The following is a 14,458-nucleotide window of genomic DNA, read 5'->3' on the forward strand; positions in this document are numbered from 1 at the left end:
ATTCCCCTCTTGCTTTCAAACAAGAGGGGAACTTTTATGTCTTTTTTTACTTTAAGGCCAAAGGGGTCGGCAGTTTTTAAATTCTTCCGGGCTGAGATGGCGGCTACTCCGGTAAATGAGGCCCTGGCTGTAAAAACGGTCCAGGCAGATGCCGTCTAGGTGGTCTTCAAGGAGGTAGGCCAAAAAGGAGTCTGGCAGGTTTTTCTGGCAAAGTTCTTCGTCTCCTAGGTGATTTTTTAAGTCGTCAATGGTAAAGGTCCGGTTGTTCATCAAGAGGGGGTCTGCTGCTTCTAGGAAGGACACCAGGGACTGTCTGGAGACACCAAGGCTCTTGAGGTAGTCCAGGTTGACAATGGTGGTGCTGTCATAGTGGAAGATGGAAAAATTTTTCTTGAGCCAGTAAAAATTGCTGATGACATTGGCCAGGGACCAAAATTTTCGGCTAAATCTGTCTTCGCTATACATGGCCTCCTTGGACAGGATGGACCGGAAAAAATCTTGGGCATAGCGGTATTTTGTGGAGATACAGTAGTCTTGATAGACCTTGTAGCCCAACTGGCGGATGGACCTAGAATTGATATAGCCGGGGTCCAAGTGGGGGTAGGCCTCTTGAAATTGGTCCCGGAGGTCTTGGAGGAAGTAAAAGTCTTCTGTGACTTGCCCTTGGAAGTCCTTCAGAATCTCCGGCGGCAGGATCTTTTTTTCCTTGTCATAAACTCCCTTGTAGTAGTAGGGTTCCAGGCACTTCATGTAGGTGGCAATAACTGACTGGCGGTTGACCCCATATTTTTCCTCATAGAGCCGGGCTAGGTCATGGCTGGAAATGGGGGAGTGGAGGTCTAAAAGCTCCAACATTTGGGCCTTGCGGTGGCCCCTGCCAAGGCGGATATTGGGCATGCGTAAAAATTGAATTTGGGGGTAGTCTTCCGGGGGACAAATTTTTCGCAAGAGGTTGTGGAGCTCGTATTCATCTCTCAGGTCATAGGCCTCCATTAATTGGGGGTGGCGGGTGAAAAAGTACCTGGTGGAATATTCCACATCCTTGTAGCGGTCCAGGGCCAGACCCTTTAAGAGCTTGGAAAAATCATAGCTGTAAAAGGGGTAGTAGCGGAGTTTTCGCCCAAAGCTCCAGAGAATTTCCTTGGAGGCTGATAGCTTGGTCATTAAATTATGGGGCAGGACAAATAAGGAGGGGTGGCCCTCCAGTTTATGTTGGGTCATAAATTGCTTGTAGATGGAAAAATAGTCCAAAAAACTAATTTGGTCCAGGGCATACCTGGTTAAGAGGTAGCGGTGGATGACAAATTTTGACTTTTTCACCATGTCATCTTCCACCTGGATATAGCTAGAATTTAAGAGGGACTTTAAGTTATCCAGGGCATAGTCCGGAAGCTTGGGGTCTAAAAAAAGTTCCTTTAGGGGGCGGCCCTGACCCTTGGGATAGTTAAAACGGGTTTGGATATAGCCATAGGCCAGGGGGTCCTGGAAGATTTTTTCAAACTGCTGGGCAGACAGGTCATAGTTTTGGATAAAGTAGCGGTAGGAGTCCTCCTGGCAGATAATCTGTTCCCGGGTTAAAAAGTCATTCATCTCCTTGATGATTTGTCGGACCCTTTCCCGGGAGAGTTTAAATTCCTTGCCAATCTCTTCCAGGGTGAATCCTTGGATGCGGAGCTGGTAGAGCTGACGGTCCCTTTCTTGGAAAAAGATGTCTAGGCAAGACAAGATGGAGGGGAAGGTGGGGTAGTAGAGACCCCGGTGAAAGAGGATCTTTTTTTCCTGGACCAGGAAGACCAGGAGGTCTTGAAGAAAAGCTCCAAAGCCATCCAGGGAGGGACACAGGTCTTCCAGCTGGTTAAAAGTTAGGCCACAGCGGTTTTGTCTCAGTTGGACCAGGACATGGCTTTCCAGGGCGATTTTAAAGGAGGTCAGGCCATAGACTTCTTGTAAAAACTTGGGCTGGTTTAAAATGTCAAGATAGGTCAGGGGGCCGGAGCCATCATTTAGAAATTTACCGGAAAGGACCAAGAGGTCTCGGTAGAGGGCCTGGGAGGATTTTTCCAGGGCCCGGTTTAAGTGAAGAATAAATTGACTGGCAAAGCCCTCTGCTGTCAAGGGACCCTTTTGGTTAAAGTGGATGATTTTGAACTTTTTCAGGAGGTCTTCCAGTTCCCTTAAAGACGTTTTGCCAAAGTGGGGGATCCCCTTAAGGTCCATTAGGCTGGAATTAACCAGGTCCTTTAGGGAGTAGATGCCGATGGAGTTCAAGCCCCGAAGACAGCGGTTGGACAGGGCCAGGTCGGAAAGAATAAAGTCAGTATGTAGATAACCCTGGCCATCTAAAAAGAAATAATCGTCTCCTTCCTCCCGCAAGGATGTTTTTAAGGCCTGGATGGCCCCAGAGACTTCGGCAATGGAACCGGCCCCTAAATTTGGCACCTTTAACAGGTCAAACATGGGCATGGTCAAGAGGTCCTTGACCCTGTGGACCCCGTAATTTTTTAAGGCATTCACAGACCTTGTGGACAAGTGTAAGGAGCGAATAGAAAGATTTTGGTTAATAGAAGCCATACAAATTCCTTCCTAACAAAAAAGCTTCTGCAAGTTACCCTAGGGGGCTTGCCTATAGTTTAACAATTCACCTTAGAAAAATATCTAGAAAATATTATAAGATATCCTCTGGAAAAAAGCAAGATTTAGCCCTTCCAGCAAGAAAGACCATAAACTTTGATAGTTTTTTCCCCCTGGGGGTATATATCCTAAAAATAAGTTTAAAGGGAGGATATTATGGGTTTTTTTGATTTCTTATTTCCGCATAAGAACAAGGAAGCAGACCTGGAGGAAAGACGCCGGGAAAGGCAAGAAGAGGACAAGAAGCAGGAGGAAAAAAGACGGAAGGCGCTGGAAGAAGAAGGGGTTCTTTTATCCAGCCTGACAGAGGAAGAAGAGGAACCAGATCCTGAAGAAGAAGTGGCAGACCTGGTAGAAGACCTGGACCTGTTAGAGAAGAAAAAAGAAGACCAGGATTGCGAGAGTCCCAAGGAAGAGGGTCTCTTGGATCCTAAACCAGACCAAGAGGACCAGGATAAGGCGCCAGAAGAAGGTCCCCAAGAAGAGGCCCCGGTCCAAGAAGACCTGACGGACAAGCCCCAAGCCCCCATTCGTTTTGGAGACCTGGCCCTATTAAGGGAAGGAGAAAGCCTGGACCTACCCTCGAGTTCCAAGGTCCAAAAGCTCAAGGTCACCAAGTTGGCGGGAGAATTTTACGACCTGTCCTTTGAAAGCAAGGGCTTTACTTATGAACGCAAGAGGATCCACCAAGACATCTTAAAAAACCACCTGGAAAACTATGAAAAGACAGGCAGTATGGTCCTAAAAAGTTTTCGCCCATAAACAAAGAACCTAGCCCTGGGATTCAGTCCTAGAGTTAGGTTCTTTTTTTATTTTAAGATTCCAAATTCATAGCCATTTTCCTTAAAGTAGTCAATAAGCTTACTTACAGAATCGGCTGTCAATTGTTTGTTTTCGGCATCGTGGGCCAAAACTACAGCAATCCGGGTGTGCTTGTTGAGTTTTAGAGACTTGTCCATATACCTTACCTGGCCTTCCACGGTGGTGGGGCGGTCAGACTTGGGTTGGGCATCTCCTACCAGGCAGTTCCAGTCAATCCATTGGATACCGAGTTTGGCCAAGGCCTCGTCTCCGCCTTCCAGACCCTTCCAAGATTGGTGGCCACCGGGATAGCGCCAAACGCCGGCGTGGAAATCAGGTCCCAGGTAGTCCTTTAAAAGTTTTTGAGTTTCTTCAGCCTCATAGCGAATCCGGTTGGTGTCGCCAACCCGACCTGGATAGAGACGGGTATAGTCGTGGGTTAGGCTGTGGATGGCAACGCCGTGGCCTTCTCGAAGGATCCGGCGGAGCATGTCTTCGTGTTTTTTCCCCAGGTTTCGTCCCACCAAGAAGAAGGTGGCCGGAACATGACGGTCCTTTAGGGTGTCCAGAACTTGGGGTGTAATGGTGTTGTTGGGGCCGTCGTCAAAGGTTAAAAAGGCAATTTTTTTGCCCTTGTAGGCCAGCTTGCCCTCGGTAATTTCACGAATCTTCTTGGCAGAATAGGCATACTTGTCAGCGGACTTAATGTGGTTGGAATTTTTCACCAGGTCACAGCCAAAGGTCGTGAGCTTGTCCCGGGCAATGTTGGAAAGTTCGGCAATAGAGTGGTAGGAAACATTGGACCTGTCCGGATTTCCAGCCTTTTCCCGGTCCATTTGTTGGATATACCACAGGGCCACATTGGCCTGGGCCTGGTTGCTGGTCCGGCTCAGGTGGACCAGGAGTCCCCTTAAAATTGTAAAAATAATGACAATAAAAAGAATACAGAGGATATAAAATAATCGACGGCGTCGCCTTCTTTGCCGCTCTCTACGGAGGTGACGACGGCGTCTTAATTGTTCTTCGTTCATCAAATCCCTACTTTCTGATAATTATTATACAACATAGTCTCCTGAAAAGAAAAGTCAATTCTTTTGATAAAAGTCTTTATCAGAAATCCGACAAAGTTTCTTTTGGTCATCCCGGATGGCCAAGATGGTCTCAACGATAATTTTAATGGCCATGTAGAGGGGGGTGGCAATAAGGGCCCCCAGGACTCCAAAGAGGTTCATGGAAATTAAAACCACCACTATAACGACAAAGGGGTGGATGTCCATCTTGTTGCCCATAATGTTGGGGGTAATGAGGTTGGATTCCAATTGTTGGACCACAACAGTAACCAGGATGGCCTTAACCACCATGGAAAAGTCCACAGACATGGCCACCAAAACGGCAGGGACACAGCCGATAATGGGGCCGATAAAGGGGATGAAGTTGGTAAAGAGGGCAATGATGGCCATTAAAACACTATAGGGAAGGCCGATAATTAAAAAGCCGATAAAGGTCATGGTGCCCAGGACGCAAGCCACTAGGAGCTGGCTGGAGATGTAGGTCTTTAAGGTTTCGTGGATTTGGATCCCCATGTGGTTTAAGCGTTTTTGGTAGGGACCCCGGAAGGCTTTTTCCACCAATTGGGATAAGAGGGCCTCGTCCTTCAAGAGGTAGAAGATACATAAAAGTCCCATGACGCATTGGGTGGCAAAGCTGGATACGCTGGAAAAGGCCCCGCCCAGGTAGCCGGGTAGGTTGCCGGCAACTTCTTGCAACTTGGCCTCCAGGTCTTGGAGGTGTTTTTCAATATTTAAATGGTCTTGCAACCAGGTCACCACTTCGTTGTTGGCCTTTAAAAATTGGTCCAGGTTGAGGTTGTAGTTCATGAGCTGGCGGACCTGGCTGATAATGACATTGGACAGGAGGCTAAATAAAAGGACAATTAAAAGCAAGAAGACAAGAAAACTAATAACCGCACAAAGGGTTTCGTTGCGGATGTAGCGGTTTAAGAACAATTTTAAGGGCCTTAGGGCATAGTAGATATACACCGACAGGATAATGGGCCCTAAAATATAGAGGATGACGCTATAAAGGGGCTTTAGGAAGTCCTTGGTTAAGCCTAGAAGGAGGATAATCACCAAAACTAGGCTGATATTCAATAAAACTTTTGTGACTTGATTCGTGGATTCTTTCATAATCTCCCTTTCTTAATCTTCTTCAGAGAATTCTTCCTTCTTTTCTTGGCGGTATTTTGTCATAATTTCGCCAAAGAGGACAGCTGTTGTAGGGGGGGTGTAGGTAATGGCGTTGGCCCCGGCCTGGATGGTGGTTAAAATTTGGTCTTCATCATCTCCCCCAGTGGCAATAATGGGGAATTCAGGTCCTACAATGCCGCGGATTTTTTTCACTAGCTTGGCAGTGTTTTTTCCTCCAGAAACATTTAAAATCCGGGCGCCGCTTTCTACCTTGCCGGCAATATCATCATAGCTACTGACAACAGTAGCCACAATAGGGATGTCCAGGATGTCATAGAGGTCCCGGATGGTTTCGTTACTAATGGGGGCATTGACTACCACCCCATGGGCCCCGTGGAGTTCGGCATGGAGGGCAATGCTGACGGTTCTTTGACCGGAAGTGACGCCTCCTCCCACTCCCACAAAGACGGGAACCTGGCTGACATTTAAAATGGCATCAATAATGGAGAGTTGGGGAGTAAAGGGGTAGACTGCCATGACGGCCTGGGCATTGTGGTTTTCAAGAATGGCCACATCTGTGGAAAAGATCAAGGACTTAAAGCGGGTTCCTAAAACCTTAATGCCACTGGCCCGGTAGATGGTTTCCGGAACGGTGACGATTTTTTCCTTTAAGCGACCCTTGACTTCAGGGATAAATTTATTGGATTTTGTAGTAAATGAATTTTCGGACATAAGATAACCTTCCTTTCATATACCTATTCTAACATAGGGCCGGAAAAAATTCACAGTAGGAATAGAAAGTGAACAGAATGAAAAAGAAGAAAAGACGGGAAAAAGGAAGGGGGGATTTTAAATTTTTCCAGGGGGAGCCAGGGGGCAAAAAGCCCATAAAACCTTGACAAAAGTCCATCATATGGTAGTATGAAAAGAGGAAAATATTCGATTTTTTAGCATGCGTTTTAAGCAAAAAAGGAGGAAGCAATGACAATTCGTGTAGCAATAAATGGATTTGGACGAATCGGACGGGATGTTGTCCGGGGAATCTTTGAAAGAGACCATGTGGACTTTGACCTAGTTTGCATCAACTGGAGGGGTAAAAACACCAAGCAACCGGCAACAGACGGGGGCCACCACGATGCAGACGACCTGAAAAAAATGGCTCACTTGCTAAAATATGATACGGTTTACCGTAGGTTTGAAAAGGAAGTGGACATTTGGGAAGATGGTCTGGTCATTGACGGAAAGAAAATTCGTGTTACAGACCGGGACAACCCCCAAGACCTTCCCTGGAAGGACTTAAAGGTAGACCTTGTTATTGATTCCACCGGGGCCTTTAACACCCGGGAGGGTGGCGAAAAACACCTGGCAGCTGGGGCCAAAAAGGTCGTCTTTACCGCACCGGTTAAGGGGGAAGACATCACCATTGTCATGGGCGTCAACCATGAAAAATACGACCCGGCAAAACACGACATTATTTCCAATGCTTCCTGTACTACCAACTGTCTGGCTCCCATTACCAAGGTTATCCTAGATGAATTCGGTATTGAAAGAGGCCTGATGACTACAGTTCATGCCTACACCAACGACCAAAACATCCAAGACAACCGCCACAAAAAAGACATGCGCAGGGCCCGGGCCGGAGCGGAAAATATCATTCCCACCACAACAGGCGCTGCCAAGGCTGTTGGCAAGGTCATTCCGGAAGTCGAAGGCAAACTGACAGGCTTTGCCTTAAGAGTTCCCGTTCCAACAGGATCTATTGTGGATGTGACCTTCGAACTTTCTAAAGAAGCCAGTGTGGAAGAAATCAACAAGGCCATTAAGGATGCCTCTGAAAATGCCTACAAGGGCATCATTGCCTATACAGAAGAACCCATTGTCTCCTCAGATATTATTAAGGATCCCTGCTCTTCCATTTTTGATGCGGAATTAACCTTAGTTAAGGACCGCCTGGTAAAATTGGTCAGCTGGTATGACAATGAATGGGGCTATTCACAAAGAGTCATTGACTTGACAGAAATGGTAGCCAAGAAGCTATAAAGGGGGGTCTATGAAGACACTAGATCAAGGAAATTTTAAAGGAAAAACCGTCTTGGTGCGGGTGGACTTTAATGTGCCCATGAAGGATGGGGCCATTACAGACACCACACGGATTGAACGGTCCTTGGAAACCATCCAATACCTAAGAGACCAGGGGGCAAAGATTGTCCTTTTAAGCCATCTTGGCCGACCCAAGGGCCAAGCCCAAGAGGCCATGTCCCTGGCTCCAGTGGCTAAAAAATTAGCTGAATTTTTAGATAGTCCCGTACAATTTTTAAAGGATGACCAAGTGGTTTCGGAAGATGTGAAAAAGTGGGTCAAGGAATTAAAGGAAGGGGAAGTGGCCCTTTTAGAAAATACCCGCTTTATCAAGGGGGAAGAAGCCAATGACGATGCCTTTGCAGACCAACTGGCCAGCCTGGGAGACCTCTATGTCAACGACGCCTTTGGCACCAGCCACAGGGCCCATGCCTCCAATGTGGGCCTGGCCAACCGCCTGCCCTCCTACCTGGGACGGCTGGTTGAAGAAGAACTCAAGGCCTTCCAACCTGTTTTGACAGAACCAGAAAGACCCTATGTGGCCATTCTGGGTGGAGCCAAGGTCAGTGATAAGATTGGCATCCTGCAAGAGTTGGTGGACAAGGTTGACGGTCTTATTATTGTTGGAGCCATGGCCTTTACCTTTTTAAAAGCCATGGGCCTGGAAGTGGGCAAGTCCTTGGTGGAAGACGACAAGTTGGACCTGGCTCGAGACATTATGGAAAAAATTGCCGACAGGGACATTGACTTCATCCTTCCCATGGATGTAGTTGTGGCCAAGGAATTAAAGGCCAATACCCCCTCCAAACCGGTAGCCATAGAAGACATTGATCCTGAATTGGCAGGTTTTGACATTGGACCCCAAACAGTTGAACGGATTAAGAAACTTTTAATGACGGCCAAGACCGTGGTATGGAACGGACCGGCAGGGGCCTTTGAAGTGGAACCCTTTGAAAAGGGAACAGAGGCCATTGCCAAGGCCTTGGCTGAAAGTCCCGCCTTTAGTATTGTTGGAGGCGGAGATTCTGCTGCAGCCATAGAACAATTGGGCCTGGCCGGGGAAATCGACCATATTTCCACCGGGGGAGGTGCCAGCCTGGAACTTTTAGAGGGCAAGACCCTACCGGGGATTGATGCCGTTGAAAGGAGCCGCCATGCGTAAACCCATTCTTGCTGGCAATTGGAAGATGAACCTAACCTACCACCAAGCTGAGGCCATGGTGGAAGAACTCTTGAGCCTGGGTAAGGCTCCGGAGTCTGTGGAATCCATTTTGCTTCCAAACTTCCTCTGCATCCCCCTTTTGGCAGACAAGTTAAAGGGCACTGGCTACCAAGTGGGAGCCCAAAACATGTCTAGTGAAGACCAGGGGGCCTTTACCGGGGAAATTTCCTGGGACATGTTAAAGGACCTGGGGGTTTCCTATTGCATTATTGGTCATTCGGAAAGAAGGACCCTTTACTTGGAAAACAACAGCCAAATTGAAAAGAAGTTGAGGAAGGCTGTTAAAACTGGAATTAAACCCATCCTCTGTGTGGGGGAAAGCCTAGAAAAAAGACAGGCAGGAGAAGCCAAAAAACGCATTGAAGGACAAGTCCACCGGGCCCTGGTAGGCCTGGACCAGGAGGACCTTCAAGACCTGGTGATTGCCTATGAACCCCTTTGGGCCATAGGGTCCGGCCAGGCAGCGAGTCCTGAAGATGCAGAAGACATGTGCCTGACCATCCGCCAATGGATTGAAAAAGGATACGGGTCTGACCTAGCAGAGAAAATCCGCATCCTCTATGGGGGTTCTGTCAAACCGGACAATATTGTCAGTTTTATGGAAAAGGAAAATATTGACGGGGCCCTGGTGGGGGGAGCTTCTTTAAAGGCCAAGGATTTTTACGCCTTAATTGAGGGAGTGCAAAATGCCTAGTCCAGTTATGTTAATTATTTTAGATGGCTTCGGCCTAGCTGGGCCGGGGCCGGGAAATGCTGCTAGCCTGGCGAAAACGCCAAACTTAGATGCCTTAATGGCTCGGTGGCCCCAAAGTAAAATTCAGGCTTCCAGCCAATATGTAGGCCTGCCCCAGGGGCAAATGGGCAACTCGGAAGTGGGCCATATGAATATTGGCGCCGGTCGGGTGATCTACCAAAGTCTCACCAAGATTGACCGGGACATTGGTCAAGGGGACTTTTACCAGAAGCCTGTTTTGAGACAGGCCATTCAAGAAGCCCTGGACAAGGGCAAGAGCCTTCATTTAATGGGACTCCTGTCCAAGGGCGGGGTCCACTCCCACCAAAGGCACCTTTTTGCCATCTTGAAACTTTGCAAGGACATGGGTCTGGACCGGGTCTATGTCCATGCCTTTTTAGATGGGCGGGATGTGTCTCCCCATGACGGCTTGGAAGACTTAAAAAGTTTACAAGAAGAGATGGAAAAATTGGGCCTGGGCAAGTTGGCCTCTGTAACAGGCCGGTATTTTGCCATGGACCGGGACCAACGCTATGACCGGGTTGAAAAGGCCTACCGGGCTATTTGCCTGGGGCAGGGTCAAAAAACCGGCGACTTTATAAAAAGTTTGGAAGAAAAGTACCAAGAGGGAGAAACAGATGAATTTGTCCAAGCCATGGTGGCCCAGGACTATTCCGGCATGGACCCGGAAGACAGCATCGTCTTTTTCAACTTCCGGCCGGACCGGGCCAGACAGTTGACCCGGGCCTTTGTGGATCCGGACTTTTCTGCCTTTGACCGCCCCATCCACTACCGGGGCTATTTTGCCACCATGACCAATTATGACAAGGAAATCCAAGGAGTTCACGTCATCTACCGGGATGAAAAAATTGCCAACACCCTGGGAGCCTACCTGGCCCATTGTGGGAAAAGGCAGTTGCGGATTGCGGAAACGGAAAAATACGCCCATGTCACCTTCTTTTTCAATGGTGGGGTGGAAGAGCCAAATCCCAATGAAGATCGGATCTTGGTTCCCTCTCCCAAGGTGGCGACCTACGATTTAAAACCAGAAATGAGTGCGGTGGAGGTAACGGACAAGTTGGTGGAGGCCATTTTAAGCGGCAAGTATGATTTTATCTTGTTGAACTTTGCCAACCCCGATATGGTGGGCCATACAGGGGTGGTTTCTGCAGCTGTCAAGGCAGTGGAAACTGTGGACACTTGTCTGGGAAGAATTTTAAGGGCCCTGGACCAAGTGGATGGTCAGGCCTTGATTACGGCGGACCATGGAAATTGTGAAGTGATGGTGGATGAAAAGGGTCAAGCCATGACCTCCCACACCACCAACCCAGTTCCCCTGGTGGGCTATAAAGTCAATGGAAGATTAAAAGATGGCGCCCTATGCGACTTGGCGCCGACAATTTTAGATATCATGGGACTGGAAAAACCTGAGGAAATGACCGGGACCAGCCTAAGAATGGAGGAAATATGAGTCGAATTGTATCAATTGATGCCTTGGAAGTGTTAGATTCCAGGGGAAATCCAACAGTGGAAGTCGAAGTTATCACTGAACTAGGAGGTCTGGGTCGGGCCATTGTTCCTTCAGGAGCATCTACAGGAAGTCACGAAGCCGTTGAATTAAGAGATGGCGGGTCAAGATACAATGGCAAGGGAGTGGAAAAAACCGTTGAAGGGATTAACACCATCTTGGCCGATGAATTGTACGGCATTGATGCAACAGACCAATTGGGGATTGACCAAGCCTTAATTGAACTTGATGGGACAGAAAACAAGTCCAAGTTTGGTGCCAATGCCATCCTGGGAGTTTCCCTGGCAGCAGCCAAGGCAGCGGCCGATGAGTTGGGACTGCCCCTCTACCAATACCTGGGTGGGCCCTGTGCTCGCGTCCTACCAGCACCCATGATGAACATCTTAAATGGGGGTCAACATGCAGACAATAATGTGGACATCCAAGAGTTTATGATTATGCCCCTAAAGGCAGAAACTTTTGCCCAAGCCCTGCAAATGGGAGCGGAAGTCTACCATGCTCTCAAGAGCGTTTTAAAAGACGCCGGCCTATCTACAGCTGTTGGAGATGAAGGCGGTTTTGCTCCAAATATTGAAAGTAATGAACAAGCCCTGGAATATATTGTCAAGGGAATTGAAAAGGCAGGCTACAAGCCGGGAGAAGATATCTACCTGGCCCTAGACGTGGCTGCTTCTGAACTCTATGACCCTGCTAGCAAGACCTACAAGTTAGAAGGAGAAGGCAAGGAAAAAACAGCCCAAGAAATGGTGGACTGGTATGGGGAATTAATTGAAAAATATCCCATTGTCTCCATTGAAGATGGCTTAAACGAAGACGACTGGGAAGGCTGGGCAGTCCTTACCAAGGCCTTGGGAGAAAAAGTCCAATTGGTGGGAGATGACCTCTTTGTTACCAACACCAAACGCCTCCAAAAGGGGATTGACAACCATGTGGCTAATTCCATCCTGGTTAAGTTAAACCAAATCGGTACCTTGACAGAAACCATGGCAGCTATTGACCTGGCCCACCGCCATGGCATGACTGCCGTCATCAGCCACCGGAGTGGGGAAACAGAAGATGCCACCATTGCAGACTTGGCTGTAGCCGTTGGTTGCGGACAAATCAAAACGGGAGCACCCTGCCGTAGTGACCGCCTGGCCAAGTACAATGAGCTCTTAAGAATTGAGCACGAACTTGCCGGCCTGGGCCACTATGTTGGAAAAGAACGGTTGGTTCGGTGATTTTATACCTCATCCGTCATGGTAAGACGGTGGACTTTGATGAAAAGGGCCGGCCCCTGGGGGACAAGGGTCGTTATGTTTCCCAAGAGGGCTTGGAAGAGCTAAGGGAAAGTTTTGAATCCTTAAGGGAAGAAATCCAAGGAGAGGAATGCCGAATTTTCACCTCCCCCTATTATCGGACCCGGCAAACAGCCAAGGTCCTCCATGAAGTCCTTGGGCTGCCGGTGGAAGTCAAGACGTTTCAGGAGGTAACCCAGGCCTTCTACTTACAAGAGTGCCTAGACGAAGTCCGGGAGAAAATTGTCTGCGTCATTAGCCATGAGCCCTATATTTCACAAATGATTTGGGACCTGGCCAAGAGAAATGAAAGGGTCCCCATGGGGAGCATCCATAAAATAGAGATAGACCAGTAGGAGAGAAAATGGACTTATATCAATCAATACGCTCACTTAAAGATTATCCGGAAGAGGGGATTACCTTTCGGGATATAAACCCCCTCTTAAAAGACCCCAAGGCCTTCCAAGAAGCCTTGGACCAAATGGTGGCCAAGGTCAAGGACATAGATTTTGACCACATTGTAGGGGTGGAAGCCAGGGGCTTTATTTTGGGAGCAGCCATGGCCCATGAATTAAAGTGCGGTTTTGTTCCAGTGCGCAAACCCGGCAAGCTGGTGGCGGAAGTCATACAAAAAAGCTACAGCCTGGAATATGGACAAGACAGCCTGGAAATTCAAAAGGACGCCCTGGATCCGGGAGACAAGGTCTTAATTGTAGATGACCTTATTGCCACCGGGGGAACCTCCGAGGCCAGCAAGGACTTGGTAGAGGCCCTGGGGGCCCAAGTGGTTGCCTTTTGTTATTTAATTGAATTAAAGGACCTGGATGGCCGCAAGAGGGTGGAACCCACACCGGTCTATTCCGTCCTCCAATATTAAAGAAAAAAGAAAAAGGCTTGTGGAAACTAAAAAATAGTTTCCACAAGCCTTTTTTTTCTAGTCTTATTTTAGCAAGGAGGCCTTGGCTTCCTTGTATTGGTTCATAAGGTCTTGGATGATTTCCCGGGCAGGTTGGATTTTTTCCAAATAAGCCAGGCCTTGACCGGCCATGACAGACCCCCACTCGGTATCTCCCTGGTCGCAAGCCAGGCCACCAGCTCCCCGGGCCATGGCATTAAATTCTTCTTGGGAGGCCCCTTCTGCCTCTAATTTTTGCAATTGGTCTGTGAGGCGGTTTTTTACCACCCGGACAGGATGGCCAAAGGAGGCCCCGGTCACAACGGTATCTGAATCAAGGGCGTTAATGAGGTAGTTTTTGTAGTTGATGTGGACAGGACATTCTTCTGCCAAGAGGAACTTGGATCCCACTTGGACCCCTTGGGCACCTAAAATTTCAGCAGCCAGGATTTGCCGGCCTGTGTAAATTCCTCCAGCGGAAATAACGGGAATGTCTACGGCATCGCAAATGGCAGGAAGTTCCGCCATGGTGTTTAGACTGCCAATGTGGCCACCAGCTTCAGCCCCTTCAAAGATACAGGCCAGGGCTCCAGCTGCTTGGACTTTTTTTGCCATCTTTACATTGCCAATTAAGGGCAGGACCTTGATACCAGCCTTGATCCAAGAATCAAAATAGGGCAGGGGGTTTCCGCCACCACAGGTAATGTATTCCACGCCTTCGTCAATAACCAATTGGGCCAGGTCCCGGATTTGGGGATGGAGCAAGACCACATTGACGGCAAAGGGCTTTTGGGTGATTTCTTTTATCCGGCGGATATTTTCGCGAATTTCTTCCAAGGACAAGCCACCGCTGGCTAAAACGCCCAGGCCTCCAGCTTGGGAGACAGCTCCGGCCAGGTCTGCCCTAGAGATATGGGCCATACCGCCTTGGATAATGGGATAGTCTATATTTAATAAGCTTGTTAATTTCATAAAAACTCCTTTAGCATGTCTGTATTATCTTATATACAAATTATACAAGAAAAGGAGAAAAGATGGTAGGCTTCCGCCGGGAAAAAACAATAAATTTTACCGATAAAGACTTGCATTTTCCCTGGGAAATGTGT

13 protein-coding genes are annotated in these 14,458 nt (G+C 48.2%); 8 read left to right on the top strand and 5 right to left on the bottom strand.

Annotated elements, in window-relative coordinates; all coding sequences use genetic code 11:
- Window positions 1-51 precede the first annotated feature (51 nt).
- Entirely contained in the window at window positions 52-2,571 is a 2,520-nt protein-coding gene (locus BQ7400_RS09140) for a DNA-directed RNA polymerase subunit alpha C-terminal domain-containing protein (protein WP_072470259.1), read from the bottom strand.
- A 216-nt stretch (window positions 2,572-2,787) separates the two neighbouring features.
- Here BQ7400_RS09140 and BQ7400_RS09145 point away from each other — a divergent pair, with 216 nt between their 5' ends.
- A complete protein-coding gene (locus tag BQ7400_RS09145) occupies window positions 2,788-3,393 on the top strand; it encodes a hypothetical protein (protein ID WP_072470260.1) in 606 nt (201 codons plus the stop codon).
- A 47-nt stretch (window positions 3,394-3,440) separates the two neighbouring features.
- Here the strand turns inward: BQ7400_RS09145 and BQ7400_RS09150 are convergent, their stop codons facing one another.
- The 3 genes from BQ7400_RS09150 to BQ7400_RS09160 are packed head-to-tail and all read right to left on the bottom strand — an operon-like array spanning window position 3,441 to window position 6,350.
- The gene (locus BQ7400_RS09150; protein ID WP_072470261.1) at window positions 3,441-4,463 is read right to left on the bottom strand and encodes a polysaccharide deacetylase family protein; all 1,023 of its coding nucleotides are present in this window, start codon (window positions 4,461-4,463) and stop codon (window positions 3,441-3,443) included.
- A 54-nt stretch (window positions 4,464-4,517) separates the two neighbouring features.
- Window positions 4,518-5,618 (bottom strand): AI-2E family transporter, encoded by a 1,101-nt coding sequence (locus BQ7400_RS09155; RefSeq protein WP_072470262.1) that lies wholly within the window; start codon window positions 5,616-5,618, stop codon window positions 4,518-4,520.
- Window positions 5,619-5,630: 12 nt separating this feature from the next.
- The gene (locus tag BQ7400_RS09160) at window positions 5,631-6,350 is read right to left on the bottom strand and encodes a hydrolase (RefSeq protein ID WP_034437763.1); all 720 of its coding nucleotides are present in this window, start codon (window positions 6,348-6,350) and stop codon (window positions 5,631-5,633) included.
- Window positions 6,351-6,599: 249 nt separating this feature from the next.
- Between BQ7400_RS09160 and gap the strand changes: the two genes are divergently transcribed.
- Genes gap through apt form a run of 7 tightly spaced genes read left to right on the top strand, consistent with a single transcriptional unit; the run spans window position 6,600 to window position 13,334 of the window.
- Window positions 6,600-7,658, top strand: coding sequence for a type I glyceraldehyde-3-phosphate dehydrogenase (gene gap / locus BQ7400_RS09165; RefSeq protein WP_034437764.1), 1,059 nt, complete (start codon window positions 6,600-6,602; stop codon window positions 7,656-7,658).
- Window positions 7,659-7,668: 10 nt separating this feature from the next.
- Window positions 7,669-8,859, top strand: a complete 1,191-nt coding sequence (locus tag BQ7400_RS09170) for a phosphoglycerate kinase (RefSeq protein WP_072470263.1) — start codon at window positions 7,669-7,671, stop codon at window positions 8,857-8,859.
- On the top strand, window positions 8,852-9,613 hold the full coding sequence (tpiA, locus tag BQ7400_RS09175; protein ID WP_072470264.1) for a triose-phosphate isomerase: 762 nt from the start codon (window positions 8,852-8,854) through the stop codon (window positions 9,611-9,613). Before BQ7400_RS09170 ends, tpiA begins: the two co-directional genes overlap by 8 nt.
- A 7-nt stretch (window positions 9,614-9,620) precedes the next feature.
- Entirely contained in the window at window positions 9,621-11,123 is a 1,503-nt protein-coding gene (gpmI, locus tag BQ7400_RS09180; RefSeq protein ID WP_342741521.1) for a 2,3-bisphosphoglycerate-independent phosphoglycerate mutase, read from the top strand.
- Window positions 11,120-12,400, top strand: a complete 1,281-nt coding sequence (gene eno / locus BQ7400_RS09185) for a phosphopyruvate hydratase (RefSeq protein WP_034437768.1) — start codon at window positions 11,120-11,122, stop codon at window positions 12,398-12,400. Before gpmI ends, eno begins: the two co-directional genes overlap by 4 nt.
- The gene (locus tag BQ7400_RS09190; RefSeq protein ID WP_072470266.1) at window positions 12,397-12,813 is read left to right on the top strand and encodes a SixA phosphatase family protein; all 417 of its coding nucleotides are present in this window, start codon (window positions 12,397-12,399) and stop codon (window positions 12,811-12,813) included. Before eno ends, BQ7400_RS09190 begins: the two co-directional genes overlap by 4 nt.
- An 8-nt stretch (window positions 12,814-12,821) precedes the next feature.
- On the top strand, window positions 12,822-13,334 hold the full coding sequence (apt, locus tag BQ7400_RS09195; protein WP_034437770.1) for an adenine phosphoribosyltransferase: 513 nt from the start codon (window positions 12,822-12,824) through the stop codon (window positions 13,332-13,334).
- A 63-nt stretch (window positions 13,335-13,397) separates the two neighbouring features.
- Here the strand turns inward: apt and BQ7400_RS09200 are convergent, their stop codons facing one another.
- A complete protein-coding gene (locus BQ7400_RS09200) occupies window positions 13,398-14,324 on the bottom strand; it encodes a nitronate monooxygenase (protein ID WP_034437771.1) in 927 nt (308 codons plus the stop codon).
- Window positions 14,325-14,458 lie beyond the last annotated feature (134 nt).

The sequence above is a fragment of the Urinicoccus massiliensis genome (assembly GCF_900120405.1).
Classification (GTDB): Bacteria; Bacillota; Clostridia; order Tissierellales; family Peptoniphilaceae; genus Urinicoccus; species Urinicoccus massiliensis.

Bases quoted from the DNA above. Each gene is read 5' to 3' on its own strand.
- BQ7400_RS09150 (WP_072470261.1), bottom strand. From the start codon at position 4,463: ATGAACGAAGAACAATTAAGACGCCGTCGTCACCTCCGTAGAGAGCGG.
- BQ7400_RS09170 (WP_072470263.1), top strand. From the start codon at position 7,669: ATGAAGACACTAGATCAAGGAAATTTTAAAGGAAAAACCGTCTTGGTG.
- BQ7400_RS09160 (WP_034437763.1), bottom strand. From the start codon at position 6,350: ATGTCCGAAAATTCATTTACTACAAAATCCAATAAATTTATCCCTGAA.
- gpmI (WP_342741521.1), top strand. From the start codon at position 9,621: ATGTTAATTATTTTAGATGGCTTCGGCCTAGCTGGGCCGGGGCCGGGA.
- eno (WP_034437768.1), top strand. From the start codon at position 11,120: ATGAGTCGAATTGTATCAATTGATGCCTTGGAAGTGTTAGATTCCAGG.
- BQ7400_RS09140 (WP_072470259.1), bottom strand. From the start codon at position 2,571: ATGGCTTCTATTAACCAAAATCTTTCTATTCGCTCCTTACACTTGTCC.
- tpiA (WP_072470264.1), top strand. From the start codon at position 8,852: ATGCGTAAACCCATTCTTGCTGGCAATTGGAAGATGAACCTAACCTAC.
- BQ7400_RS09145 (WP_072470260.1), top strand. From the start codon at position 2,788: ATGGGTTTTTTTGATTTCTTATTTCCGCATAAGAACAAGGAAGCAGAC.
- BQ7400_RS09155 (WP_072470262.1), bottom strand. From the start codon at position 5,618: ATGAAAGAATCCACGAATCAAGTCACAAAAGTTTTATTGAATATCAGC.
- apt (WP_034437770.1), top strand. From the start codon at position 12,822: ATGGACTTATATCAATCAATACGCTCACTTAAAGATTATCCGGAAGAG.
- gap (WP_034437764.1), top strand. From the start codon at position 6,600: ATGACAATTCGTGTAGCAATAAATGGATTTGGACGAATCGGACGGGAT.
- BQ7400_RS09200 (WP_034437771.1), bottom strand. From the start codon at position 14,324: ATGAAATTAACAAGCTTATTAAATATAGACTATCCCATTATCCAAGGC.